Raw genomic sequence first — 23,052 nt, 5'->3', positions numbered from 1 at the left:
GTCAGGAGTCTCCGCGCCACAGCCGGCCCAGCAGGCCGCGGAACCGTCCGGGTTCCTCGGCCTCGTGCGGCGTGGGTTCCCGGCCCGGTGGGGTCGGCAGGGGGCGAAGGGCCGGGCGTGGCGCCGGACGCTGCTCGCGTGCGGCTTCCACCGCGCCCGCCAGGTCCGTGCGGAGCCAGTCGATCTCGTCCGGGTCTGCCGCCGTCATGATCTCCTCGGCGAGCTGCGCGGCCGGGGAGCCGGGCGAGCCGTGGGCAGGCGGTACCGGGCGGAACCGGTGCAGGTAGGAGCGCTCGTAGGGGTCCCTGACGACCCCGGAGACCTCGACCGGGTCGAGCACTGACGCGACGGCCGCCGCCCGGGCCCAGGGGTCGTCGGCCTGGCGGAGCAGGAACCCCAGGTGCCGTCCCCTCCAGTTCCGGGGACGCAGGTCCAGGCCCTCCGTCAGCTGGTCCCGCAGGCCCTCGGGCGTACGGCCCTTCAGCAGTGCCGCGTTCCTCTCGTCGGTCGCGAACTGCCGTAGCTCGTCGGCCAGATACAGCCAGACGACGGCGCGGTAGCGGTTGACGTAAAATTTCACGGGCACCAGGAGCCCCAGTCGTGCGAGGCGGGTGAACCGGGCCCTGGGCACCTCCATGAGGGCAGCGCCTTCCATGGTCCCGACGGCCCGGACGCTGTCCCTCAGCGCCTCGGGGAAGCCCTCCCCCGCCCGGATCCGTTCGATCTCGTCGCGCGTGACGCGTCGGCCGCCTCCTCCTCCCTCGTCGGGTACGGTGCGGATGCGCCCGAGGTGTACGGCGAGGTCGAACTCACTGCGCCTGAGACCCAGTTCTCGTGCCGCGCGGTTCGGCGCGAGCGAGGGGTCGAGGGTGGTGCCGCGAAGGGTGCCGATCGGCTCGGCAGTGGCCGTGATCTTGTGCGTGCTGGTGTTCCCGGACATGGTCTTCTCCCCCGTGGAGTGTGTGGTCGGTGCTGTCCGCGCCCGCCTGACACAAGACCGTAGCCGCTGCCGCGACATCCGTGGCAGGCCTGTGGAAAACTCCGCAGCCGTCTCCACGAAAGTATGGAAAACCCAGGTCAGAGATCTGTGGGTGATATCCGGCCCGGCTGTCGCGCGTCGACGTCGAGGTGCTCACCGACCCGGTTCACGAGCAGGGTCATTTCGTAGGCGATCTGCCCGATGTCGGTCTCCGCTCCGCTGAGCACGCACAGGCAACTGCCCGAGCCCGCCGCGGTGACGAACAGTACGGCGTCGTCGAACTCGACCATCGTCTGTCGTACCTGACCCGCGCCGAAGTGGCGGCCCGAGCCCTTGGCCAGGCTGTGCAGTCCGGACGAGACGGCGGCGAGGTGCTCGGCGTCCTCGCGTCGCAGGCCCGTACTCGCCCCGGTCACCAGCCCGTCGTTGGACAGGACCAATGCGTGCCGGACGTGTTCGACGCGCTCGGTCAGGTCGTCCAGCAGCCAGCCAAGTCCCTGGTTCTGCACCATGGTCCGGTCTCCCCGTGTTGTCCCCGTATGCGTGCTCTCCTCCTGGCCGGAGGATCTGCCCGCCAGCCTTCACCACGCTTGTGCTCCGGGCAAGGAGGATGGGGGCATGGCACAGAAGATGACCGATGAGGAATGGCGGGCGTTCGTCTCGGACGGCACCCGCACCGGGAAGCTCTCGACCGTTCGGGCGGACGGCAGCCCGCATGTGGCACCGATCTGGTTCCTGCTGGACGGGGACGACATGGTGTTCAACACCGGCAAGGACACCGTGAAGGGACGCAATCTGGCCCGTGACGGCCGGGTCGCCCTGTGCGTGGACGACGACCGGCCACCCTTCGACTTCGTCGTGCTGCAGGGGCGCGCACGGATCTCGGAGGACCTCGACGAACTCCGGCACTGGGCCGCCAGGATCGGGGCCCGGTACATGGGCGAGGAGCGCGCCGAGGAGTTCGGGGCCCGCAACGGCGTTCCGGGCGAGCTCCTCGTCCGCGTCACCGTGGACAAGGTCCTGGCTCAGAAGTCCGTGGCGGACTGAGGTCTGTCCCTCCGGCCGGAGGGGGCCCGCGGCCTGCCCGGCCGGAGGAGGCCGGTCCGGGCCGAGCCGGGCCTGTTCAGTTCGGTTCGGCTCGGTCCGGTCCGGTCCGGCTCGGTTCGGTTCGGTTCGGTCCGGTCCGGCTCGGTTCGGTTCGGTTCGGTCAGCGCACGGAGTCGAGCAGCCGGGCGGTGTGCATCCGTCCGGCGTACTCGACGAGCCGGATCAGCACCTCCTTCCCCGAGTCGCGGTCCCGGGCGTCGCACAGCACTACGGGCGTTCCCCGGTCGAGGTCGAGGGCCCGCAGAACGTCCTGGGCGTCGTAGCGGCGCGCCCCCTTGAAGCAGTTGACGGCCACCACGAACGGGATGCGCCGGTGCTCGAAGTAGTCGACCGCCGGGAAACAGTCCGCCAGGCGCCGGGTGTCCGCGAGGACGACAGCACCGAGTGCGCCCTGTGAGAGTTCGTCCCACAGGAACCAGAAGCGGTCCTGGCCCGGTGTGCCGAAGAGGTACAGAGAGAGGCCGGACCGGATGGTGATGCGCCCGAAGTCCATGGCGACTGTCGTGGTGACCTTGCGGTCGATGCCGTCGATGTCGTCCACCAGCCGCCCGGCCTCGCTGAGCATTTCCTCCGTGCGCAGCGGCCTGATCTCGCTGACCGCGCCCACCAAGGTGGTTTTGCCCACGCCGAATCCTCCGGCGACCAGGATCTTCAACGCCAGCGCGGTCGTGTCACCGTCCGTGGCGTCGGAGTGCTCGGAGACCATCGATCACTTCTCTCGGTCCGGGTGGTCGTGAACGTAACTGTCGATCATGGCCTTTCGGCCTCCTTCACAGTGCGCGGAGTCCGTCGATCACTTCGCGCAGAATCCGTTCGTCGGGCAACTGCGCGGGCGGTACGGGACGGCTGACGGTCACTGAGCCGAGTTCCACCAGGTCGCCGAGGAGCACCCTCACCACGCCCACGGGCAGATCCGCGTCCGCGGCGAGTTCGGCGACCGACTGGGTCTCCGTGCGGCACAGATCGATCAGGGTCCGGTGCTCCGGTCCGAGCACGGTGTCGTCGGTGCCCGGCGCGTCGGGGGCTCGCGTGACGAGGGCGATCAGGTCGAACCGCACCCCCGTGGGGCCGGGCCGGGTACGTCCGCCTGTCATCGCGTAGGGCCGGACGAGGGGTCCGGCCTCGTTGTCGTACCACTGGCTGCCCGGCCGCTCCCGGCCGCCGCCCGTGGTGTCATCGTTCATCCGCGCGGCCTTCCCGGGTCATCCGCCGGCGGGCGGCCGTGCGGCGGCGCGTGGCGCGGTGTGGAGGTGCTCGCCGACGCGTCTGACCAGCCGTGCCATCTCGTAGGCCACCAGGCCGATGTCGGCGGTCACGGCGGTGAGGACGGCGAGGCAGGAGCCGTCGCCCGCGGCGGCCACGAACAGGAAGCCGTCGTCCATCTCCACCATGGTCTGGCGCACGCCCCCGGCACCGAAGTGCCGGCCCGCGCCCTTGGCCAGGCTGTGGAAGCCGGAGGCGACCGCTGCCAGGTGTTCGGCGTCCTCGCGGCCGAGGCCGGTCGACGCGCCCACGGCGAGTCCGTCGTTCGACAGCACCACGGCGTGCCGTACTTCGCTCACGCATACGACGAGGTCGTCCAGCAGCCAGTCGAGTGCGCGGGTCCGCCGGGCGCTCCCGGTGCCGGGGGTGTGGATCATGCTGGGTCTCCTTCATTGCTGTTGCCGCTGGCCGGCGCGTCCGGCGGTGCTCCGCGGCCGGGTCTCCGGCCACCACCGCGCGACCAGCCGGCGCGGTATGCGGCCATGCGGTCCCGTACGACTTCGGGAGTGCGCTCGTCGTCTCCGGGCGGCGGGGGCGACCGCGCGGGGTCGGCGGGGCGCCCGTCGCGCAGTTGGGGAGCGAGACTGGCCTGCCGCACGCGGCGAGGGAGGTCGTCGGACTCCCCGGCGGCGTGCGGCAGACCGGGACCGTCGGACTCCCCGGCCACGTGCGGCAGGTCGGGACCGTCGGCCTTCGCGGGGTCGTCAGGGGATCGGTGCAGTCGCAAGGCGGGGGCTCCTGGTGGCCGACCGGGTGCCGTGGTCTGTGCCGTCGCCGGCACGGAGGCCGTCAGCGCCGGCCGGTCGGCCGACGCGGGGACGGGCTCTTGGTGCGGGGCGGCGCCGGGCACGCGCGCGTACAGGCGCTCCTCGGGCTGTGGTGCCTCGCCTGCTGTCCCGGGGGAATGTGCCGCCGTCCCGTTGTGCAGGAGTGCGGTGGGCAGGAGGACGACGGCGGTGGTGCCGCCGTAGGGCGAGGTCTTGAGGTGCACCTTGATGTCGTGCCGGGCGGCGAGCCGGCTGACCACGAACAGGCCGAGCCGGTCGCTGTCGAAGAGGTCGAGTGCCTCGGACCGGGCGATGCGGTGGTTGGCCTCGGCGAGGGTGTCCTTGCCCATGCCGAGCCCGCGGTCCTCGACCTCGATCGCGTAGCCGTTGCCGACGGGTTCTCCGGTGACGCGCACGCGCGTGTGGGGTGGCGAGAACTGGGCCGCGTTCTCGATGATCTCGGCCACGAGGTGGGTGAGGTCGGCGACGGCGGCGCCGATCACGGACGCCTCGGGAAGCTGCCGTACCTCCACGCGTGCGTAGTCCTCGACTTCGGAGACGGCCGCCCGAATCACGTTCGTGAGGGAGACCGGCATGCGCCAGGCCCGCCCGGGTGCCGCGCCGGAGAGGATGATCAGGCTTTCGGCGTGGCGCCGCATACGGGTGGTGAGGTGGTCGAGGCGGAAGAGGTCGCTCAGTTCGTTCGGGTCGTCGGAGCGGCGTTCCATGCTGTCCAGCAGATTGAGCTGACGGTGGACGAGGATCTGGCTGCGGCGGGCGAGGTTCACGAAGACCCCGGAGATTCCGCTGGCGAGTTCGGCGCGTTCCACTGCGGCCCGCAGGGCGGCCCGGTGCACGATGTCCAGCGCCTCGGCGACCTGGCCGGCCTCGTCCTCGGCGGGCGGGCCCGGTGGCGCCTCGGACCGGACGTCGATCTCCTCCCCCGTGCGCAGTCTGCGCATGGCCTCGGGGAGTTTGCGGCGGGCGATATCCAGGGCACTGTTGCGCAGGCTCACCAGCTCGACCACGAGGCCGCGGCCGATGCGGACGGAGATGACGAGCGACGCGGCGACGGCGAGGAGGCCGAAGAGGACCGCGGCCCCGGCCGGAGTGAGCACGCCGCGCGTGAACGGGTCGGCCCGGCCGGCGACTTGGCGCCCGGCGTCCTGTTCGATCGTCCGCATGCCGTCCCGCACGCGCGCGTGGGCCTTGTCCCACGTGGGCCGCGGTGCCGCTGCCTCGACCGTCCGGTCCTCGGGACCTTGGGCCAGCAGCTTCTCCTCGGCCGCCGCCACGGTCGCGTAGGCGCCGCTGCCGGCGAGGTCCTGCCAGGCGGCGCGCTCGGACCCGCGCAGGTCGGCGACGGCGGACTCGGTGAGGGTCCTGCGTCTGTCGACGGCGCCGGTGAACAGCCGCAGCCGCTCGCCGCCGAGTCCATCGGCGAGGCGGGCCCCGGCGAGCAGGGCGTCCTCCTGGGCCAGTGCCTCGCCCGCGCGGGCGAACTCGACCAGCACGCGCGCGTCGGAACCCAGATCGGCGTCCTGGATACCGCTCAGCGCGCCGCCCACCCGGAAGGCCGCCGAGATGGTCGTCGTGTACTGGCGGTAGGCCTTCTCCCAGTCCGCGCGGCGGTCGATGACGGCGGAGCGCAGCGATCCCAGCCGTTCCGCGCCGGTGACGAAGGCTTCGAGGCGGCGGGCCACTCCAGCGGGCAGTTCCTCGCTGTCGGCGACGGTATGGCGGTCGCCCAACCGCAGTCTCCCGACGGCGCGGTCGGTGTGTGCGGAAAGTTTCCTGTAGTCGCCGCTCGGCACCGCAGACGGGTCGGTGGCATGGCGGACGGCCGCGAGCCGCTCGGCCTGCAGGGCGGCGACGGCGGCGCTCACCGGAGCGCGCACCTGCGCGTCCACGCGCTGCACCTGCCGCAGCCGGGAGATGTCCTGGGCGGTCGTGACGGTCGCGTACGCCCACAGGCCCAGCAGGGAGACGACGGGCACCATCAGCAGGCTGACGATCCTGGCGCGCACGGTGCGGGGCCGTATTCGCCTGCGCCACGCGCGCGTGGCGGACGCGTCCGGTGCCTCGCCCGTGGGTTCCGCCTGGTCCTCGTCGGCCGGTGGTCCGGCGTGCGCGCGGCGGCCGCGCACGGGTGGCTGGGGCGGCGTCTCGGCGCCGGCCGCGGGGGTCGTACGGGGTGTGCGCATGGCCTCCTCGCTCGGTACGGGATCGGTGCGTTGTCGCCGGGCCGGTGACGGCCGGACCCGCCGTTACCGGGCGGTGCTCCCTATGGGCTGCTGGACCGAGACGGACGCCTCGCGCTCCCCCGCCGTCGGCGACAGCGCGACGAAGGCCGAGGTCAGGAAGAGGTAGGACCCGAGGCCGACGGCGAGGGGGAAGACGAACTGCATCGCCGTGGCCCCGGGCAGCGCCTCGCCGGAGGGCGTGACACGCACGCTCACCGCGAACATTCCGGTGTAGTGCATGCTGCTCACCGCGGCTCCCATGATCAGCGAGGCGAGCGTCACCGCGAGGGGCGACTTGATGTTGAGCGCCGCCCAGAGGGCCGCCGTGGCCGCGGCGACGGCGATGAGGACGGAGAGTGCGACGCGCATCGGGTCGTAGCTCACGTCACCGTGCAGGCGCACGGCCGCCATGCCGAGGTAGTGCATGCTCGCGACACCGAGCCCTGTGGTGAGTCCGCCGAGCAGGAGTGCTCGGCCGCGCTCGCGGCCGTAGCCGACCGCGAAGACGCCGGCGCAGACGACGATCATGGCGACGAGCAGGCTCGTGAGGGTGAGCGGCACGTCGTAGCGGATGTCGGTGCCGCTGACCCGGAAGCCGAGCATGGCGACGAAGTGCATCGTCCAGATCCCCGTGCCGATCGCCGAGGCCGCGGTGAGAAGCCAGTTGCGGCGCGCGTGCCCGGTGGCGGCGAGGGCACGCACGGTGCAGCGCAGTCCGAGGGCTGCGCCGGTACAGGCCATCGCGTACGACAGCGCGGGGGTCAGCCAGCCCAGGGCGGCGTGGTCCAGGTGTCCCATGGCCCCGGGACGCTAGTCCCGGCAGGGGCGCACAACAGGGGCGCATTTCGAAAGGTGTTGCTATCTGACGCAGGAAAGCGCTGGAACGATCGCGTCATGCTCGAACGTGTGCGCTGCGGCATCCTCTGTGTCATTGAGGGATCATGCGGAGCATGAGCTACGACCACACGCACGTCCAGGAGTTCTTCGGCGCCCGCGCCGCCGACTGGGACAGCCGGTTCCCCGACGACGGCCCCGCGTACGGGGCCGCGGTCGCCGAGCTGGGCCTGCGGGAAGGGGATCACGTGCTCGACGCGGGCTGCGGCACGGGACGGGCCCTGCCTGCCTTGCGCGCGGCCGTGGGACCGTCGGGCCTGGTTGTCGGGGCCGATCTGACGCCCGCCATGCTTCAGGCCGCCGCACGGGCCGGGAGGGACCGTGACGGACGCTTGCTGCTGACCGACGTCGCCGCGCTGCCGCTGCGGTCGGGGACGCTCGACGCCGTGTTCGCGGCGGGCCTCGTGGCTCACCTGCCCGATCCCACCGGTGACCTGCGGGAGTTGGCGCGCGTCGTGCGTCCCGGCGGTGTGCTGGCGCTGTTCCATCCGATCGGCAGAGCGGCACTCGCTGCGCGGCAAGGGCGGCGGATCACTCCGGACGACCTGCGTGCCGAGCCCAACCTCCGGCCGTTGCTCGCCGGTTCCGGGTGGCGCATGACGTCGTACGTCGACGAGGACGCCCGCTTCCTGGCCCTGGCCGTGCGCGAGGACTGACCGCTCGCGCGAGGACTCACCCTCGCGTGAGGACTCACCACGCGCGCGGGTGCCGGCCGCATGCGCCGCAAGCGATGACGGCTCAGCCCCGGCCCGCGACCGTGGCCGCGAACACGTCGGGCCGGTCGAGCATGACGTTGTGCCCAGCCCCCGGCACGGTCACCACGCGCACGCCGGCGGCCTCCAGTGCCTCCCGTCCCTCCAGTTCACCGCTGAGTTCGCCCTGCAGGTACACACGCTCGATCGGGAGCCCTTCGAGGAGGGTGCGCATTACGGGCTCCGACCCTCGGCGGAGCCCGACCGCGGAGCGGTGCAGGGCGCGCGGGTCGGCCAGCCGCATCGTCGCCGCCCACAGAGGGCCTACGTTCTCCAGCACGCGCGCGTGGCCGCGTTCGACGAAATCGTCCTCCTCGTAGGCGGCGATGCCGCTGCTGCCCGCGGTCGGCGGCGGGAAGGCGTCGAGGTTGGCCTCCGTGAGGACCAGGCGGGAGACCAGCTCGGGCCGCCGGTGGGCGAGGACGACGGCGACGGCGCCGCCCATACTGTGCGCGACCAGTTCGGTACCGGTCAGACCCGCCTCGTCCAGCGCGGCGGCCAGCGCGGCAGCATGGTCGTCGAGGGCGTAGCCGAAGTGCTCGGGTCGGTCGCTGATGCCGTGGCCGGGCAGGTCGACGAAGAGGCTGCGCCGGCCGGCGAGTTCAGGACGCGCCGCGATGTGGGCGTGGTACACGGACGAGATCGACCCCAGCCCGTGCACATACACGCGCGCGGGTTCCGCTCCCGGTGTCTCCGTCCAGCGGATGCGGCTTCCGTCGCCGTCGAACCGTGCCTCCTTCATGCCGTCCACCTTCAAGCTCCCTCAGCTCCTCGGCTCCGTCAGTGGGTTTCGACGCTCCCCCGGCCCGACGGGACAATACATCGCGACAGAGGTATTGAGTTACCGTGGTATCAAGAACTCGATGTACAGCAGTCACCGGACATGGGCGAGAATGTGGGCATGCTGGAGCTCGCCGTCCTCGGTTTCCTTTACGACGCCCCACTGCACGGCTACGAGCTGCGTAAGCGCATCACCGCGCTGACCGGGCACGTACGGCCCGTCGCCGAGAGCACGCTCTACCCGGCGATCAAGCGCCTGGAGAAGGCGGGCCTCCTCGCGCGCGCCACGCAACCCGGCTCCGTGGCCGCGCCGCGTCACGTCCTGACCCTCACGGAGGAGGGCCGGTGGGAGCTGCGCCGCCTGCTCGCCGAGCCCGCGCAGCGCGACATCACCGACGAGAACCGCTGGTTCACGGTGCTCGCTTTCCTCCGCCACCTGGACGACGCCGCCGCCCAGGCCGCCGTGCTGCGCCGCCGGCTGGCCTTCCTGGAAGAGCCCGCGAGCTTCTTCTATGACGGTGACCGGCCGCTGCGGGCCGAGGAGTTGGACGACCCCTTCCGGCGCGGCGTTCTGACCATCGCGCGAGCCACCTCCAGGGCTGAGCTCAACTGGCTGCGCGAGACGATCGGTTCACTCGACGGCTGACGTGTCGATGTGGCGGACCGGACACCCCCGTAGGCCGGGGACGGGGCGGGTGCCCAGCTCGGCCAGCCGGTAGCCGTTCGGGTAGCCCTTGATCTCCCAGTTCTGCCGGGCGTGGTGCGGAGCGCGCCTCGGCGGCATCAAGCGGACCGCGCGGCCGCGCAGCCGCACCGCGCGGCGTACCAGCGTGCGGGTGGCGGGGCTCGGCGGCGCGTACCGGAAAGCCCGCAGGAGGGGCTCGTCGAGCAGGGCGAGGATCCCGGTGCGCAGGACCGGAGCGAGGGGACTCGGATACCAGGAGGCCATGAGGTCGAGTGTCGCGTCCGAGACCCTGCGCGCACTTTCGTCCCAGGCGAAGTGGGCCGCCTCATAGGCGTCGAGGCAGGCTTCGAACTCCTCGTAGGACTCGGGGATGCCCTTGATACCCATGTGCCGTCCCAGCATGCCGTAGTGGACTGCGGACGCGATGGTCTCGTGGCGCGACATCCTGCGCCATCCGTAGGCGTCGATCCAGCGTTTGGGGGTCACGACGAACGTGCACAGCACGTACCGCATGTCGTCGTTGGTGATGTCGTAGCCGCGGTGCATCTGGTTGATGCGCCGGATGGCCGTGCGGCCCTGCTCGCTGCCGAAGCCGTGCTCGACGACGGCGTCCAGAAGCAGCGCCGTGTCGTCGTACCGCTTCTGCGCCCGGTCCGTGAACTCCGCCGTCTCGGCCAGCAGCCGGCCGATGCTCGGAACGGCGTAGGTGCGGTAGAGCGCCAGCTCGAGAGCACGGCTGAAGTCCCACGGAAACTCATAGGCCGAGGCCAGCCGATAAATCTCCGACGCGTCCTTGTAGGGGTCCATCTGCCGGATCTGTGTCAACCGTTCGAAGCGCTTCACCGTGGCCGTCCCCTTCTGCCGTCGAAGCTTCAACTCTACGTTGAGTGGCAGGAGATGCACGATCAGGCATGGCTGTCGGCAGGGGAGGGGTGATCCGCTTGTTCGGCAGGATCCGCGAGGCCTGGGACAGATCTCGCTCCGCTCGGCGCACGGAGGGGAGAACGGGAGGGGAGCAGCGCTCGCGCAATCTGTTCGAGGCCGCCGCCGCGTACATCTCGGCGTGCGCGGACGATGACCAGAAGCGGATCGACGAGGCGGCGGGCTGGGTGTCGCCGGAGGCCCTTCGTTCGGGGTGAACGAGCTGGCGTGCCGGGCCGTGATCGCGCTCGCGCGGGAACGCGACGAGTCGCCGCGGGACGTGGCCCGAGCCCTCCTTGGGCTGCCCGCGGCCTGACCCCGCCCGTACGTCACGAGCGGGCGATTCGCCCCGTCCAGCCGGAAAACTGCAGCTCGGGTGCGTCTGGGAGTCGTGACAAGGGCTTCCCTGGCGCACTAGGGTGCGCGCCATTGGACGAACCGATGGGGAGGCTGGGATGGCCGGGACGGACGAGGACGCCGTCGCCGCCGAGGACGATGCGCTCTATGTGCTCACGGCGGTGCTGCTGACGCCGGCGAAGTTCCCGAGTGTGCTGGGCGACGACTACCCGGAGGCGTGCGCGGCGCTCGGTCTGCCACCGCTGGCGGACGGCTACGGCCTGGTACTCGGCCAGGACGGTGACGGCGCCCGGTGGACCGTCGTCATCGACGACGTCTCGCTGGTGGCCGTCGCCGTGGCCTCCTGGGACTGCGGCATGGAGTACGACCTGTCGCCGGACGAGCGTACGGTCGTCGCCGCGCTGCCCGGCTGGCCCCTCGCGGTCGCCGTGGCGGCCCCCGGCGTGCCCGCGCCGCACGATCCCGACCTCGAGTCCGCCGACCAGCCGGCGCTGTCGCCGCCGGACACCACGGTGTGGGGGCCCGCGCAGCGGCGTCTGGGAGCCGACGAGATCGCCGCGCAGTGGGCGCAGTGGCGAGAGCAGATCGATGACGCGGACTTCCCGGTGACGGGCGGCGACGCCGGATCGGTGGGCGACGCGCCGGGCGACGAAGTGGAAGAGGACTCGGGCGCCGGCGAGGGCGCGGAGACCGGCGCCACGGAAGAGGCCGATACCACGGACGCCGGTACCGGTTCCGGTACCACGGACGCCGGTACCACGGACGCCGGTGCCGGGTCCTCCGGGCACGGCGGTGTCCGGCGGGTGCTCGCAGAGGCCCGCGCCTACGTCGACACGCCCCCGCCGCTCGGCCGGGTCCGGTCCTCTTTCGCGCCGGGGGACGCTCGGACGCTGCGTGCCGACGGCCCCGGTTGGTCGCTCGTCGCCAGAACCGACGACATCGCCTTCATCCTGCTCGACGAGGAACCCGGTGAGGTCCTGCCCGTGGGGCGGGGGCCGTCGCTACCCGGGCTCCTGGAGGCCCTCGACAAGATGGCCGTAAGGCCGAGCTGACCCGAGGACACCGAGGCCCGTTCCCGCTGGAGTCGGGCGCCCTCGCGTCCCCGACTGTCTTCAGCCTCCATGACCGGCTCTTTTCCCATGTGGCTCCCGCCCATGGAAGAGGTCGTAGCGGACCCGCACGATGGGGCAGCCCTCAGATCCACTCCTCCATCGCGCCCGGAGTCCCCCATGCGTCTGCCCTGTGGTGTCCCGTTCCTCGCCGCCGTTGTGACGGCGGTCTCGCTCATCGGGCCGTCGCCCGTCGCCGCGGCAACGGGCGACGGAGGCGGCCACTGCGCCCGCCAGGAGCGAGTACGAGTGCCGGGCGCGGCCCTGCAGCGCAGCGCCTGCCTGGACGATCTGACCACCACCGGGTTGGCGGGCACCACCTACACCGACATGGCAGACCAGGCCGGGCTGACGGCCGGCGGCACCAGGACACCGTCCGGAGTGCCCGGCATCCAGGTCGACGGGTACTTTCCGGACTCCTCCCGCTTCAACAACACGCACGGCTGGCGGCACGACGGGCAGTTCGTGATCCGGTTGCCGGACCACTGGAACGGCGGCCTCGTCGTGACGGGGGCGCCGGGCACCCGCAAGCAGTACGCCACGGACAAGGCGATCTCCGACCGGGCCCTCGCGCAGGGGTACGCGTACGCCGCGACCGACAAGGGCAACAGCGGAACGGACTTCTACCGGGACGGCCTCCGGCCCGGAGACGCGGTCGCCGAGTGGAACGCACGCACCACCCAGCTCACCCGGGCCGCCCGCCGGGTAGCCGCCCAGCGCTACGGGCACGCGCCGCGTCGCACCTACATCGCCGGCATCTCCAACGGCGGCTATCTCACCCGCTGGCAGCTGGAGAACCACCCGGAGCTGTACGACGGCGGCGTGGACTGGGAGGGGGCGCTGTGGACCGCGAACGGCCCCAGCCTCCTCACGTCCCTGCCGGTGACGGTGGCTCGGATGTCCGGCGCGGCACGGGACGAGGAACTGTACGCGGCGGGCTTCGCGCGCGGCTCCGAGTTTCTGTGGCCGTATCACGAGAAGGCCTACTGGGGCTTGACGCAGAAGATCTACCGGGCCGAGTTCGACCCGGTCTACGATCCCGCCTGCCCGGGGCCGACCGCCGGATCCACCCTGGAGGAGATCCTGGCGCCGTGCCCCTCCGACGCGACGTACGACTACGCGGAGCGCCCCGTGTCAGTCCACCGCGCGGTGACCCGGGTCGCCCTGACGGGACGCATCGGCAAGCCGCTGATCACCCTGCACGGCGATCTGGACGCGCTGCTGCCCAAGGCCGCCGACTCCGACGTGTACGCGCGCATGATCGACAGGCGGGGGCGAGGTGCGCTGCACCGCTATTACACGGTCGCGGGCGGCACGCACGTCGACGGGCTGTACGACACGTATCCCGACAGGCTGCGGCCGATCCTGCCCTGCTTCCGATCTGCCTTCGACGCACTGACCGCCTGGGTGGAGCAGGGCGCCACGCCACCCGCGGACCACACGATCGGCAAGCCCGCGAACGGCGACGTGGTCAACTCCTGCGCCCTTACCGAAACGGCCGAGACGGGCGAGACCGCCGAGACAGGCGAGGTTGCCGCGACAGGCGAGGCTGCTGAAACGGCCGAGACCCGACGTTAGCGCGTCAGCGGCCGATCTCCTTGCGCGTGACGCGGCGCAGCCTGCGCCGCTGCGCGCGGTCCAGGGTGAGGTACGCGGCGGTCGGGACTCCCAGCACTATGAGCAGGGCGGCCCACCAGGGCAGCCAGATCAGCAGGATGAGCCCGACCGCCACGCCCCCCGCTGCGACTTTGGCGTTCTTCGACATGGTGTCGCCTCCTTCGCGGCCACTGCCGCTCTCTCCTGAAAACGGGCCCACGCTCCCGGCGGTTCCGTACCGCGACCCTGAGTCGTCCCTGAGACCGGACCCTTACGCACCCCTGAGACCCCGCCGGCGACTCCCTTCGAAGAAGCACCTCCTCATCTGAATAGTGACTCACGCCACAGCCCGGCCGCACCCCCCAGCCTCGGGAATCGTGTACAGTCGGCGACCGCGCCCCGACTAGTCAAGTTTGAGGAATACGTCATCGTTGCGCAGACCACTCTCCCGGCCACACCCTCCGAGATTGCCGAACTCGCCCACTGCTGTGCTGTTTTCGTGCCCGGGGAACCCGCCCGGACCGGCAGAGTGGCGTTCTGGCGGCCCGACGGCGAGGCCCCTGCGGCCATCTCGTCGGGGGCCACGGAAAATCTGACGGTCGCACTCCCCGACGGTGACGGCGTGGGGCCGGTCGGCGTGCCCGCGGTGCTGCTGCCGGTGCGGACGGCCCTGCCGCTTCTCACGCGCGCGCGCGACTGCGCGGACGGCCACCGGGCGACCGTGTTCTGGGGCGCGGTCGCCGTCGAGGCACTGCACCTCGTGGCACGCGGCCTGCTGCTGCCCGGCCTGTCCGCGGCCGACCACGACGCCTGGCGCACCGGCCCGCTGGGACCGGTGGAGACTGAACGGATCCGCCACCTCGCCGCCGTCATGCCGCCCGAGGCGCACGCGGTCCCGGTCGACGATGCCGGGGCCCTGCGGCTGCCCGACCCGGAGCGGCTGGTGCGTGCCTTCCTGGACGCGGTCGCCGACACGCTGCCCCGCTCCCCCGCCGCCGAACTCGTGACGGCCGGGCCCGCCTACGCCTCGCGGAAGCCGCAGCGGATGCCCGAACTGCGCGAGTGGGCGGCCGATGTCGCCGCGGGGCACGACGCGGGAGTACGGCTGTCGCTGCGGGTCGAGGTGCGGGGCCTGACGGCCGCGGCTTCCCAGGAGGCTCGACCCGCGTTCCGGGCCGTGCTCCAAGTGCACGGCGTGAACGATCCCGCGCTCGTAGCGGACACCGCCGAGGTGTGGGCCGGCACCGTGGGCGACGCGTTCGGCACACGCGCACGGATGGACGCCCTGCTCGCGCTCCGCCGTGCGGCACGGGCCTGGCCCGCGCTCACGCCGCTGCTGTCGGCCGCCGTGCCGGACGCCGTCGAGCTCGCCGACGAAGAGGTCACCGAGCTCCTCGGAGCGGGCTCCCGAGCGCTCGCCAGCGCGGGAGTCGACGTGCACTGGCCTCGAGAGCTGGCCCGTGATCTGACCTCCCGCGCGGAGGTCGGACCGCCCGACGACGAGCCGTCGCCGCGCACGACCTCGTCGGACACCGGCCCGTCGTTCCTGTCCGCCGACGCGCTGCTCGCCTTCAACTGGTCGTTCGCCCTGGGCGAGCAGCGGCTCACGCGCGAGGAGCTGGATCTGCTCGCCGAGGCCAACCGACCCGTGGTGCGCCTGCGCGACCAGTGGGTCCTCGTGGACCCCGAGGAGGCCCACCGCGTCCGCGCCCGCCAGGACCGCAAGGTCACACCCGTCGACGCGCTCGCCGCGGCCCTGACGGGCTCGACGGAGGTCGACGGGCACCGCGTCGAGGTGCGCCCCACGGGATGGCTTGCGGCCCTGCGGGAACGGCTCGCCGACCCCGAGGCGCAGGATGCCGTCGCGCAGCCCGCCGCCCTCGACGCCACGCTGCGCGACTACCAGCGTCGGGGGCTCAACTGGTTGGCCCGCATGACGTCGTTGGGCCTGGGCTGCTGTCTCGCCGACGATATGGGGCTCGGCAAGACGATCACGCTGATCGCCCTGCATCTGCACCGGCAGAGCGACGAGTCCGCCGCCGGACCCACCCTGGTGGTCTGCCCGACCTCCCTCATGGGCAACTGGCAGCGCGAGATCGAGCGATTCGCCCCCGGCACCCCCGTACGCCGCTTCCACGGCACCCGGCGCGACCTGGAGGGTCTCGCCGACGGCGAGTTCGTGCTCACCACCTACGGCACCATGCGCCTGGACACCGACCGGCTCTCCGCCGTGCCGTGGGGCATGGTCGTGGCGGACGAGGCTCAGCACGTGAAGAACCCGTACTCGGACACCGCGCGGCGACTGCGTTCCATCGGCGCACGCGCGCGTGTGGCACTCACCGGTACCCCGGTGGAGAACAACCTCTCCGAACTGTGGGCGATTCTCGACTGGGCCACGCCGGGGCTGCTGGGCCGGCTCGGCACCTTCCGCAGGCACTACGCACAGGCCGTCGAGGGCGGTCAGGACCCGGCGGCGGCGGAGCGGCTGGCGCGGCTCGTACGGCCGTTCCTGCTGCGACGCCGCAAGTCGGACCCAGGGATCGCGCCGGAGCTGCCTCCGAAGACCGAGACCGACCATCCGGTGTCCCTGACCGCGGAGCAGACGGGGCTGTACGAAGCGGTGGTGCGCGAGGCGCTCACGGAGATCACCGGGGCCGGCAGCATGGCGCGACGCGGCATGATCGTGAAACTGCTGACGAACCTCAAGCAGATCTGCAACCATCCGGCGCAGTTCCTCAAGGAGGACCGGCCGAGGATCACGGGCCGCTCGGGGAAGCTGGAGCTGCTGGACGAGCTGCTCGACACCATCCTCGCCGAGGAGGCGAGTGTGCTGGTCTTCACGCAGTACGTGCAGATGGCACGCCTCCTCGAACAACACCTGGCCGCCCGCGGCGTCGCTTCGCTGTTCCTGCACGGCGGCACGTCCGTCACGGCGCGGGAGTCCATGGTGCGGCGGTTCCAGGACGGTGGGGTCCCGGTCTTCCTGCTGTCGTTGAAGGCGGCGGGCACCGGACTGAACCTCACGCGCGCGGAGCACGTCGTGCACTACGACCGCTGGTGGAACCCGGCCGTCGAGGCGCAGGCCACCGACCGCGCCTACCGCATCGGGCAGACCCGCCCGGTGCAGGTGCACCGGCTGATCGCCGAGGGGACCATCGAGGACCGCATCGCGGCCCTGCTGAACCGCAAGCAGGATCTGGCCGACGCGGTGCTGGGAACGGGCGAGGCGGCGCTCACGGAGCTGACGGACGCGGAGCTGGCCGATCTGGTCGAGCTGCGAGGGGGTACGCGATGACCCGGTACGACGAAGACACGGAACGGACGTTCGCCGCGCTGCCGCCCGCGCACGGACGGGGCTTCGCGCAGACCTGGTGGGGCCAAGCCTGGCTGAAGGCACTGGAGGACGCGGCCATGGACGCGGCGCAGGTGAAGACGGGCCGTCGGCTCGCGCGCGCGGGAGCGGTCGGTGCGGTGTCCGTACGTCCGGGGCGCATCACCGCGGTCGTGCACGACCGGGACCGCACGGCACATCGAGCCGATGTCCTGCTGGAGCAGCTGTCCGACGCGCAGTGGGACCGTTTTGCCGACATGGCCATCGAACGGTCCGGGCATGTCGCGGCGCTGCTGGACCGCGACATGCCGCCGCACCTCGTGGAGGACGCCGCGAGCGCCGGCATCGATCTGCTGCCGGGCCTGGGCGACTTGGAACCGGAGTGCGACTGCGGCGCCTGGGACCACTGCGGGCACACCGCGGCGCTCTGTTACCAGGTCGCCAGGCTGCTGGACCAGGACCCTTTCGTCCTGCTGCTGATGCGCGGACGGCCGGAGGGCGCCGTACTCGACGCCCTTCAGACGCGCGGCGACACAGCCACGGAGGACGCCGCCTCCCGTCCGGACGGTGTGGACGCCGCCGAGGCGTACGCGGCGGGGCACGTGCTGCCTCCGCTGCCCGCCCTGCCCGACCTCGTCAGGGAGGGGCCGGGCGTACCGCCGTCGCTGGACACCGAGACCGCGCCACCTCCGGGCGTCGACCCGGCCGCCCTGGCTTTCCTCGCCTCCCGGGCCGCGGCGGAGGCCCACCGCCTGCTCGCCGAGGCGCTGCGGAGTGGACACGGCCGGCAGCCGGTGGGCACGGAACCGACCGCCTCTCAGGATGCGGTGCGCCTGGCAGCGGGCGATCCCGGAGCGGACGTGCTGGAGCGCCTCGGCGACGGCTCGGGGCGCACCCGGGAGGCGCTGGCCGTCACCGTACGCGCGTGGCGGCTCGGCGGCCGAGCCGCACTGGCGGTGCTCGAGGAGGAGTGGACGGTGGAGGGCGACACGCTCGCACGCGCGCGTGCGGCGCTGGAATCGGCCTGGGGCGAGGACGAACGGCCGTCACTGCGGGCGCGGGCCAACCGGTGGACCGTCGTCGACGCGCCCCACCAGCTCCGCCTGGACCGCGACGGCCGTTGGTGGCCGTACCGCGAGGAGGGCGGCCGCTGGGTCCCCGTGGGCGGCGCTGCCCAGGACCCGGCGACGGCGCTGGCCACGGCGGTACTTGCGGCCGGGGACGAGTGCTGACGCCTGCCCCGACGTCGGCGGGGCACTGACGACGCGGATGCCGGGGCCGGGCGAGGAGCGGCCCAATGCCTGGGACGAGCGCCGGTGCCGGGCCGTCCCGACTTCGGCATCACATCTCATCGCGCGCGTCGCGTCGCTCGCACTGACACCGGAACCGGGACCGGGGCCCGCCTCGGCCTCGGCAACAGGTGCCGCGACGCGGCGAGGAGGAGTGCCTGCGGCCCGCGCGGATGCCAAGCCGGGACGGTCCGGCATCAGTGACTTGCATGGTGGGGCGAGGGCACGGCGAGCCCCAGCGCCGACCGGGCGGGCTTGCGGTGAACGACCCGAGGTGGCTGCCGCCCGGACGAGCGCGGCTTCGGGCCGACGGACAACGCGGACGCTTCGACGCACCGGCCCGTCCGCCCAGCAGCGAGACCCACGGTGGCATTCGTGCGGCTGCCGCGCGGGATCCGACAGCCCGACGGGCTCCGGCCCCGTCCGTGAACCGGAAGGAGCCGGAGACCTCGCACAGTGGTGGACCGCTCAGCGGGCACCGAGGAGGTGGTCCATGGCGAGCTGGTCGAGGTGCTCGAAGGCCATGCCGCGAGCGGCGGCCGCGTCCACGTCGAAGGTGTCGTAGGCGGCCGGGTCGGCCAGCAGGGCCGCGAGACCGTCCTCGGCGGTCGGCAGGGCCAGTTCGTCCAGCCGGGCCGCGGCCAGGGCCTCCTGCACCTGCGGGTCCGCACGGAAGGCGGCAGCACGGTCCTTGAGGATCAGGTAGTTGCGCATGCAGCCGGCCGCCGACGCCCACACGCCGTCGAGGTCCTCGGTCCGCGGCGGCTTGAAGTCGAAGTGCCGCGGACCGGCGTACCCGGCCCTCTCCAGCAGGTCGACGAGCCAGAACGCGGCCCGCAGGTCGCCCGCCCCGAAGCGCAGGTCCTGGTCGTACTTGATACCCGACTGGCCGTTGAGGTCGATGTGGAACAGCTTGCCGGCCCACAGCGCCTGCGCGATCCCGTGCGGGAAGTTCAGCCCCGCCATCTGCTCGTGGCCGACCTCCGGGTTCACGCCGTACAGCTCCGGCCGCTCCAGCCGCTCGATGAACGCCAGCGCGTGCCCCACCGTCGGCAGCAGGATGTCACCGCGCGGCTCGTTCGGCTTGGGCTCGATCGCGAACTGGAGGTCGTAGCCCTGCTCGGTGACGTACTCGCCCAGCAGGTCGAAGGCCTCCTTCATCCGGTCCAGCGCGTCCCGTACGTCCTTGGCCGCACCGGACTCCGCGCCCTCCCGGCCGCCCCAGGCGACATACACACTCGCGCCCAGCTCCACCGCGAGATCGATGTTGCGGATCGTCTTGCGCAGCGCGTACCGGCGCACGTCCCGGTCGTTCGCGGTGAACGCGCCGTCCTTGAACACCGGATGCGTGAACAGGTTGGTCGTCGCCATCGGCACCTTCATGCCCGTCGCGTCCAACGCCTGCCGGAACCGCTTGACATGTGCCTCGCGCTCGGTGTCGCTCGACCCGAACGGGATCAGGTCGTCGTCGTGGAACGTGACCCCGTACGCGCCCAGCTCGGCCAGACGACGCACCGACTCCGTCGGGTCCAACGCGCGCCGGGTGGCATCACCGAAGGGATCCCGGCCCTGCCAGCCGACCGTCCACAAACCGAACGTGAACCTGTCCTCGGGAGTGGGCTGGTAGTTCATTCCGCGGCTCCTCACTCGCTGCCGATCAATCGCTGCCGACTATTTCGTCATGGCGCTTTACAAATTAGTATGCACACACGGTCCTGGGAAGGGACAAGGTGTCCCCGAAGGAGTGACGTCCGGGTCACGGGGACCCGAGGAACCACGAAGTCCCTGTTCAGTGCAGGTCCGTCCAGGCAGTCCAGGCAGTCCAGTCAGATCCCGCAGAGCCGCGGAAGAGGGAGAAGCCCGATGTCAGCAGCCGAGGGTCCGCTCGTCGTCGGCGTGGACACGTCCACCCAGTCCACCAAGGCGCTGGTCGTCGACGCGGCCACCGGCCAGGTCGTCGCGAGCGGTCAGGCGCCCCACACCGTGTCCTCCGGGGCCGGCCGCGAGAGCGATCCGCGCCAGTGGTGGGACGCGCTCCACGACGCCCTGCACCAGTGCGGTGACGCCGCGCGGGAGGCCGCCGCGGTGTCCATCGGCGGGCAGCAGCACGGACTCGTCACACTGGACGCCCAGGGCGAGCCGGTGCGCCCGGCCCTGCTGTGGAACGACGTGCGCTCGGCCCCGCAGGCCCGCCGTCTGATCGAGGAGCTGGGCGGCCCCAAGGCCTGGGCGGAACGCACGGGCAGCGTGCCCAGCGCCTCGTTCACGGTCACCAAGTGGGCCTGGCTGACAGAGCAGGAGCCGGAGGCGGCCCGCGCGGCGAAGTCCGTACGCCTTCCGCACGACTACCTCACCGAGCGGCTCACCGGCGAGGGCACCACCGACCGCGGCGACGCGTCCGGCACCGGCTGGTGGGCGTCCGGCACGGAGGCGTACGACGACGAGATCCTCGCGCGCGTGGGGCTCGATCCGGCGCTGCTGCCCCGGGTGGTCCGGCCCGGCGAGGTGGCCGGCACCGTGCGGGACGGCCACGGCCTCCCGTTCTCCAAGGGCACCCTGGTCGCCGCCGGCACCGGCGACAACGCGGCCGCCGCGCTGGGCCTCGGGCTGCGTCCCGGCGTGCCGGTGATGAGCCTCGGCACGTCCGGCACCGCGTACGCCGTGTCGCGCCGACGGCCCGCCGACCCGACCGGCACGGTGGCGGGCTTCGCCGACGCACGCGGCGACTGGCTGCCGCTGGCCTGCACCCTCAACTGCACGCTCGCCGTCGACCGGGTCGCGGCCCTGCTGGGCCTGGACCGGGAAGCCGTCGAACCCGGCACCGACGTCACGCTCCTGCCCTACCTGGACGGCGAGCGCACACCGAACCTGCCGCACTCCTCCGGCCTGCTGCACGGGCTGCGCCACGACACGACCGCCGGTCAGCTGCTCCAGGCCGCGTACGACGGCGCCGTGCACTCGCTGCTCGGCGCGCTCGACCTGGTCCTCGAAACCGACGCGGACCCGTCCGCGCCGCTGCTGCTCATCGGCGGCGGCGCGCGCGGGACTGCCTGGCAGCAGACGGTACGACGGTTGTCCGGGCGTCCTGTCCAGATCCCCGACGCCAAGGAACTGGTCGCACTCGGCGCGGCGGCGCAGGCCGCCGGCCTGCTGACCGGCGAGGACGCCGCAGCGGTCGCCCGGCGCTGGAACACGGCCGCAGGACCGGTGCTCGACGCCGTGGAACGGGACGAGGCGACGCTGACCCGGATCACCGGGGTACTCTCCGACGCGGCACCGCTGCTGGAACGGAACGCGGACTCGCGCTGAGGACACGTTCACGCGGCGACGCCACCGACGGGCACCATCACGGACCGTTCCTGCGGTACGCCACCGGCACGAAGGCGTCGCCGGAGGCGCGTCGGCGCGAACCTCGACCGAATCGCACCGTCGGAGGGACTGTTCATGGACCGCGACGACGCTCGCCGAAGGAGGAGTACCCGTGGACCGCGGACGCTCACCGGAGGAGGACGGGCGTCCCCGTGGACAGCGACCGACACTCGCCGGCGCACGGCGAGGCGGGTCCGTGGGACGCGACTCGACCCCCTGCCGGAGGGCGCTCCAGAGACAACCGGCATCCGAGGGCCGTCCCCCAGGGGCATCTCCGGCTCCGCCCCTGAGATGCCCCTGGACGCCGTCCGCCGGGATCGCGTCTCTGGGCACGTGAGAGAAGACCGGATCGACCCAAGACCGACCAAGGGCTGACGGAGGCATGACCGCACCGCCGCACGAAACACATCCGGCCCGCCCCGGGCGCGCGCTGCCGGACACCCAGCAGGGGATGCGCCGCCGCAACCTCGCCCGGGTGATGCACACCGTCAGCGCCGAGGGCCCGCTGTCCCGGGCCGCCGTCGCCTCACGGATCGGGCTGACGCGGGCGGCGGTGTCGACCCTCGTGGACGAACTCATCCGCTCGGGCCTGCTGGAGGAGCTGGGCCCCGAGCGCCCCGGTCGGGTGGGGCGGCCCGGGTCGGCGCTCGCCGTCAGCGCGCACGGCCCGGCCGGCATCGGAGCGGAGATCGGCGTCGACCACCTCGCGGTCTGCGCGGTCGACCTGCGCGGCCGGGTGCGGTCGCGTGTCGTGCGGTACGGGAGCAACAGGGGCCGATCGCCGGAGCCGGTACTCGAGCAGCTCACCGGTCTGGTGCGGCAGGTCGTTGCGGAGGTGGAGGCCGAGGGGCTGTGGCCGGCCGGGCTCGCGGTGGCCGTTCCGGGCCTCGTGGCGCGAGACGCCAGGACCGTCGTACGCGCTCCGAACCTGGACTGGCACGACGCGGACCTCGGCGCGCTGCTGCCCGGGGACCTGCCGCTGACCGTGGCCAACGAGGCGAACTTCGGCGCACTCGCCGAGCTCTGGCTGGGTGACGGCACCCCGCGGGACTTCCTGCACGTCTCGGCCGAGATCGGCATCGGCGCGGCCGTGGTCGTCGACGGGCGGCTGCTGCGCGGTACCCGCGGATTCGCCGGCGAGCTGGGTCATGTGCCGGTCCGTCCCGACGGTCCGGAGTGCGCCTGCGGCGGGCGAGGCTGCCTGGAGCAGTACGCCGGCGAGAAGGCGGTACTGCGCGCGGCCGGCGTGGAGCCGGGCGAGGATCGCGTCGGACTGCTCGCGGGGCGTGCCGCTGAGGGCGACGAGGCTGTACGGCGTGCCCTGCGCGAGGCGGGTACGGCGCTCGGCATCGCGCTGACCGGGGCGGTCAACCTGCTCGACCCCGAGAGTGTGGTGCTGGGTGGCGCGCTGGCCGGTCTCGCACCCTGGCTGCTGCCGTCGCTGCGGGACGAACTGGCCCGGCGCACGGCAGGTCCGGTCTGCCCGGTCTCCGTGTCGGACCTGGGACCGCAGGGTCCCCTTCTCGGCGCCGCACACTCGGTGATGCGTGCCGTCCTGGACGACCCGACGATGGTGGCGGAGCGGGCCTGAACCCGATTCGGTGACGGAC

Annotated in this window: 20 protein-coding genes and 1 pseudogene; 10 read left to right on the top strand and 11 right to left on the bottom strand. The window is 72.4% G+C overall.

Annotation, left to right across the window (positions count from 1 at the left end; translation table 11 throughout):
- Position 1: 1 nt before the first annotated feature.
- The gene (locus ACFW48_RS04370; protein WP_386310391.1) at positions 2-940 is read right to left on the bottom strand and encodes a DUF6397 family protein; all 939 of its coding nucleotides are present in this window, start codon (positions 938-940) and stop codon (positions 2-4) included.
- Between the two features lie 137 nt (positions 941-1,077).
- Positions 1,078-1,491 (bottom strand): roadblock/LC7 domain-containing protein, encoded by a 414-nt coding sequence (locus ACFW48_RS04365; RefSeq protein WP_055420617.1) that lies wholly within the window; start codon positions 1,489-1,491, stop codon positions 1,078-1,080.
- Positions 1,492-1,597: 106 nt separating this feature from the next.
- Between ACFW48_RS04365 and ACFW48_RS04360 the strand changes: the two genes are divergently transcribed.
- Positions 1,598-2,026 carry a PPOX class F420-dependent oxidoreductase gene (locus ACFW48_RS04360; RefSeq protein ID WP_121750410.1) on the top strand — a complete coding sequence of 143 codons (429 nt, stop codon included), beginning with the start codon at positions 1,598-1,600 and terminating at the stop codon, positions 2,024-2,026.
- Positions 2,027-2,186: 160 nt separating this feature from the next.
- Here ACFW48_RS04360 and ACFW48_RS04355 read toward each other — a convergent pair whose 3' ends face one another.
- The 5 genes from ACFW48_RS04355 to ACFW48_RS04335 all read right to left on the bottom strand — a co-directional run bounded on the left by ACFW48_RS04355 (position 2,187) and on the right by ACFW48_RS04335 (position 7,157).
- Positions 2,187-2,792, bottom strand: a complete 606-nt coding sequence (locus ACFW48_RS04355) for an ATP/GTP-binding protein (RefSeq protein ID WP_386310389.1) — start codon at positions 2,790-2,792, stop codon at positions 2,187-2,189.
- Between the two features lie 64 nt (positions 2,793-2,856).
- Positions 2,857-3,270, bottom strand: coding sequence for a DUF742 domain-containing protein (locus tag ACFW48_RS04350; RefSeq protein WP_386310387.1), 414 nt, complete (start codon positions 3,268-3,270; stop codon positions 2,857-2,859).
- An 18-nt stretch (positions 3,271-3,288) separates the two neighbouring features.
- Positions 3,289-3,726, bottom strand: coding sequence for a roadblock/LC7 domain-containing protein (locus ACFW48_RS04345; RefSeq protein ID WP_386310385.1), 438 nt, complete (start codon positions 3,724-3,726; stop codon positions 3,289-3,291).
- Entirely contained in the window at positions 3,723-6,320 is a 2,598-nt protein-coding gene (locus tag ACFW48_RS04340; protein ID WP_386310383.1) for a nitrate- and nitrite sensing domain-containing protein, read from the bottom strand. Before ACFW48_RS04340 ends, ACFW48_RS04345 begins: the two co-directional genes overlap by 4 nt.
- A gap of 63 nt (positions 6,321-6,383) precedes the next feature.
- A complete protein-coding gene (locus ACFW48_RS04335; protein WP_386310381.1) occupies positions 6,384-7,157 on the bottom strand; it encodes an MHYT domain-containing protein in 774 nt (257 codons plus the stop codon).
- A 152-nt stretch (positions 7,158-7,309) separates the two neighbouring features.
- Here ACFW48_RS04335 and ACFW48_RS04330 point away from each other — a divergent pair, with 152 nt between their 5' ends.
- Entirely contained in the window at positions 7,310-7,909 is a 600-nt protein-coding gene (locus ACFW48_RS04330) for a class I SAM-dependent methyltransferase (protein ID WP_386310379.1), read from the top strand.
- An 82-nt stretch (positions 7,910-7,991) separates the two neighbouring features.
- On the opposite strand, the gene ACFW48_RS04325 is transcribed toward ACFW48_RS04330, so the two are convergent.
- On the bottom strand, positions 7,992-8,747 hold the full coding sequence (locus ACFW48_RS04325; RefSeq protein WP_386310377.1) for an alpha/beta fold hydrolase: 756 nt from the start codon (positions 8,745-8,747) through the stop codon (positions 7,992-7,994).
- 159 nt (positions 8,748-8,906) lie between these two features.
- Here ACFW48_RS04325 and ACFW48_RS04320 point away from each other — a divergent pair, with 159 nt between their 5' ends.
- A complete protein-coding gene (locus ACFW48_RS04320) occupies positions 8,907-9,431 on the top strand; it encodes a PadR family transcriptional regulator (protein WP_386310375.1) in 525 nt (174 codons plus the stop codon).
- On the opposite strand, the gene ACFW48_RS04315 is transcribed toward ACFW48_RS04320, so the two are convergent.
- Positions 9,417-10,313, bottom strand: a complete 897-nt coding sequence (locus tag ACFW48_RS04315; RefSeq protein ID WP_386310373.1) for an oxygenase MpaB family protein — start codon at positions 10,311-10,313, stop codon at positions 9,417-9,419. The two genes, ACFW48_RS04320 and ACFW48_RS04315, sit on opposite strands and share 15 nt — an antisense overlap.
- A 98-nt stretch (positions 10,314-10,411) precedes the next feature.
- Here ACFW48_RS04315 and ACFW48_RS04310 point away from each other — a divergent pair.
- From ACFW48_RS04310 to ACFW48_RS04300, 3 genes and pseudogenes are all read left to right on the top strand, one after another.
- Positions 10,412-10,707: pseudogene (locus ACFW48_RS04310) on the top strand (hypothetical protein).
- 139 nt (positions 10,708-10,846) lie between these two features.
- Positions 10,847-11,800 (top strand): hypothetical protein, encoded by a 954-nt coding sequence (locus ACFW48_RS04305; RefSeq protein ID WP_386310371.1) that lies wholly within the window; start codon positions 10,847-10,849, stop codon positions 11,798-11,800.
- 177 nt (positions 11,801-11,977) lie between these two features.
- A complete protein-coding gene (locus ACFW48_RS04300) occupies positions 11,978-13,435 on the top strand; it encodes a tannase/feruloyl esterase family alpha/beta hydrolase (RefSeq protein ID WP_386310369.1) in 1,458 nt (485 codons plus the stop codon).
- A gap of 4 nt (positions 13,436-13,439) precedes the next feature.
- Here the strand turns inward: ACFW48_RS04300 and ACFW48_RS04295 are convergent, their stop codons facing one another.
- The gene (locus ACFW48_RS04295; RefSeq protein WP_386310367.1) at positions 13,440-13,622 is read right to left on the bottom strand and encodes a hypothetical protein; all 183 of its coding nucleotides are present in this window, start codon (positions 13,620-13,622) and stop codon (positions 13,440-13,442) included.
- Between the two features lie 258 nt (positions 13,623-13,880).
- Between ACFW48_RS04295 and ACFW48_RS04290 the strand changes: the two genes are divergently transcribed.
- Together ACFW48_RS04290 and ACFW48_RS04285 are read left to right on the top strand one after the other, a co-directional pair.
- Positions 13,881-16,748, top strand: a complete 2,868-nt coding sequence (locus tag ACFW48_RS04290) for a DEAD/DEAH box helicase (RefSeq protein ID WP_386311100.1) — start codon at positions 13,881-13,883, stop codon at positions 16,746-16,748.
- Complete coding sequence (locus ACFW48_RS04285) at positions 16,745-18,016, top strand: SWF or SNF family helicase (RefSeq protein WP_386310365.1); 1,272 nt, start codon at positions 16,745-16,747, stop codon at positions 18,014-18,016. The genes ACFW48_RS04290 and ACFW48_RS04285 overlap by 4 nt, the downstream gene beginning before the upstream one ends.
- A 525-nt stretch (positions 18,017-18,541) precedes the next feature.
- Here the strand turns inward: ACFW48_RS04285 and xylA are convergent.
- Positions 18,542-19,705 (bottom strand): xylose isomerase, encoded by a 1,164-nt coding sequence (gene xylA / locus ACFW48_RS04280; protein WP_386310363.1) that lies wholly within the window; start codon positions 19,703-19,705, stop codon positions 18,542-18,544.
- 231 nt (positions 19,706-19,936) lie between these two features.
- Here xylA and xylB point away from each other — a divergent pair, with 231 nt between their 5' ends.
- Both xylB and ACFW48_RS04270 read left to right on the top strand, forming a co-directional pair.
- Positions 19,937-21,382, top strand: a complete 1,446-nt coding sequence (gene xylB, locus ACFW48_RS04275) for a xylulokinase (protein WP_386310361.1) — start codon at positions 19,937-19,939, stop codon at positions 21,380-21,382.
- A gap of 442 nt (positions 21,383-21,824) precedes the next feature.
- Positions 21,825-23,033 carry an ROK family protein gene (locus ACFW48_RS04270; RefSeq protein ID WP_386310359.1) on the top strand — a complete coding sequence of 403 codons (1,209 nt, stop codon included), beginning with the start codon at positions 21,825-21,827 and terminating at the stop codon, positions 23,031-23,033.
- Positions 23,034-23,052 lie beyond the last annotated feature (19 nt).

Source organism: Streptomyces sp. NPDC058812, assembly GCF_042744565.1.
Taxonomy (GTDB): Bacteria; Actinomycetota; Actinomycetes; order Streptomycetales; family Streptomycetaceae; genus Streptomyces; species Streptomyces thinghirensis.
The sequence above is the reverse complement of the archived record's forward strand: the minus strand, read 5'-3'. Positions and strand labels throughout refer to the sequence as shown.

What these genes read in the sequence shown, in the direction of transcription:
- ACFW48_RS04320 (WP_386310375.1), top strand. Translation starts at nt 8,907, where the DNA reads ATGCTGGAGCTCGCCGTCCTCGGTTTCCTTTACGACGCCCCACTGCAC.
- ACFW48_RS04365 (WP_055420617.1), bottom strand. Translation starts at nt 1,491, where the DNA reads ATGGTGCAGAACCAGGGACTTGGCTGGCTGCTGGACGACCTGACCGAG.
- ACFW48_RS04335 (WP_386310381.1), bottom strand. Translation starts at nt 7,157, where the DNA reads ATGGGACACCTGGACCACGCCGCCCTGGGCTGGCTGACCCCCGCGCTG.
- ACFW48_RS04300 (WP_386310369.1), top strand. Translation starts at nt 11,978, where the DNA reads ATGCGTCTGCCCTGTGGTGTCCCGTTCCTCGCCGCCGTTGTGACGGCG.
- ACFW48_RS04370 (WP_386310391.1), bottom strand. Translation starts at nt 940, where the DNA reads ATGTCCGGGAACACCAGCACGCACAAGATCACGGCCACTGCCGAGCCG.
- ACFW48_RS04295 (WP_386310367.1), bottom strand. Translation starts at nt 13,622, where the DNA reads ATGTCGAAGAACGCCAAAGTCGCAGCGGGGGGCGTGGCGGTCGGGCTC.
- xylB (WP_386310361.1), top strand. Translation starts at nt 19,937, where the DNA reads ATGTCAGCAGCCGAGGGTCCGCTCGTCGTCGGCGTGGACACGTCCACC.
- ACFW48_RS04285 (WP_386310365.1), top strand. Translation starts at nt 16,745, where the DNA reads ATGACCCGGTACGACGAAGACACGGAACGGACGTTCGCCGCGCTGCCG.
- ACFW48_RS04345 (WP_386310385.1), bottom strand. Translation starts at nt 3,726, where the DNA reads ATGATCCACACCCCCGGCACCGGGAGCGCCCGGCGGACCCGCGCACTC.
- ACFW48_RS04360 (WP_121750410.1), top strand. Translation starts at nt 1,598, where the DNA reads ATGGCACAGAAGATGACCGATGAGGAATGGCGGGCGTTCGTCTCGGAC.
- xylA (WP_386310363.1), bottom strand. Translation starts at nt 19,705, where the DNA reads ATGAACTACCAGCCCACTCCCGAGGACAGGTTCACGTTCGGTTTGTGG.
- ACFW48_RS04350 (WP_386310387.1), bottom strand. Translation starts at nt 3,270, where the DNA reads ATGAACGATGACACCACGGGCGGCGGCCGGGAGCGGCCGGGCAGCCAG.
- ACFW48_RS04305 (WP_386310371.1), top strand. Translation starts at nt 10,847, where the DNA reads ATGGCCGGGACGGACGAGGACGCCGTCGCCGCCGAGGACGATGCGCTC.
- ACFW48_RS04330 (WP_386310379.1), top strand. Translation starts at nt 7,310, where the DNA reads ATGAGCTACGACCACACGCACGTCCAGGAGTTCTTCGGCGCCCGCGCC.
- ACFW48_RS04355 (WP_386310389.1), bottom strand. Translation starts at nt 2,792, where the DNA reads ATGGTCTCCGAGCACTCCGACGCCACGGACGGTGACACGACCGCGCTG.
- ACFW48_RS04340 (WP_386310383.1), bottom strand. Translation starts at nt 6,320, where the DNA reads ATGCGCACACCCCGTACGACCCCCGCGGCCGGCGCCGAGACGCCGCCC.
- ACFW48_RS04270 (WP_386310359.1), top strand. Translation starts at nt 21,825, where the DNA reads ATGACCGCACCGCCGCACGAAACACATCCGGCCCGCCCCGGGCGCGCG.
- ACFW48_RS04325 (WP_386310377.1), bottom strand. Translation starts at nt 8,747, where the DNA reads ATGAAGGAGGCACGGTTCGACGGCGACGGAAGCCGCATCCGCTGGACG.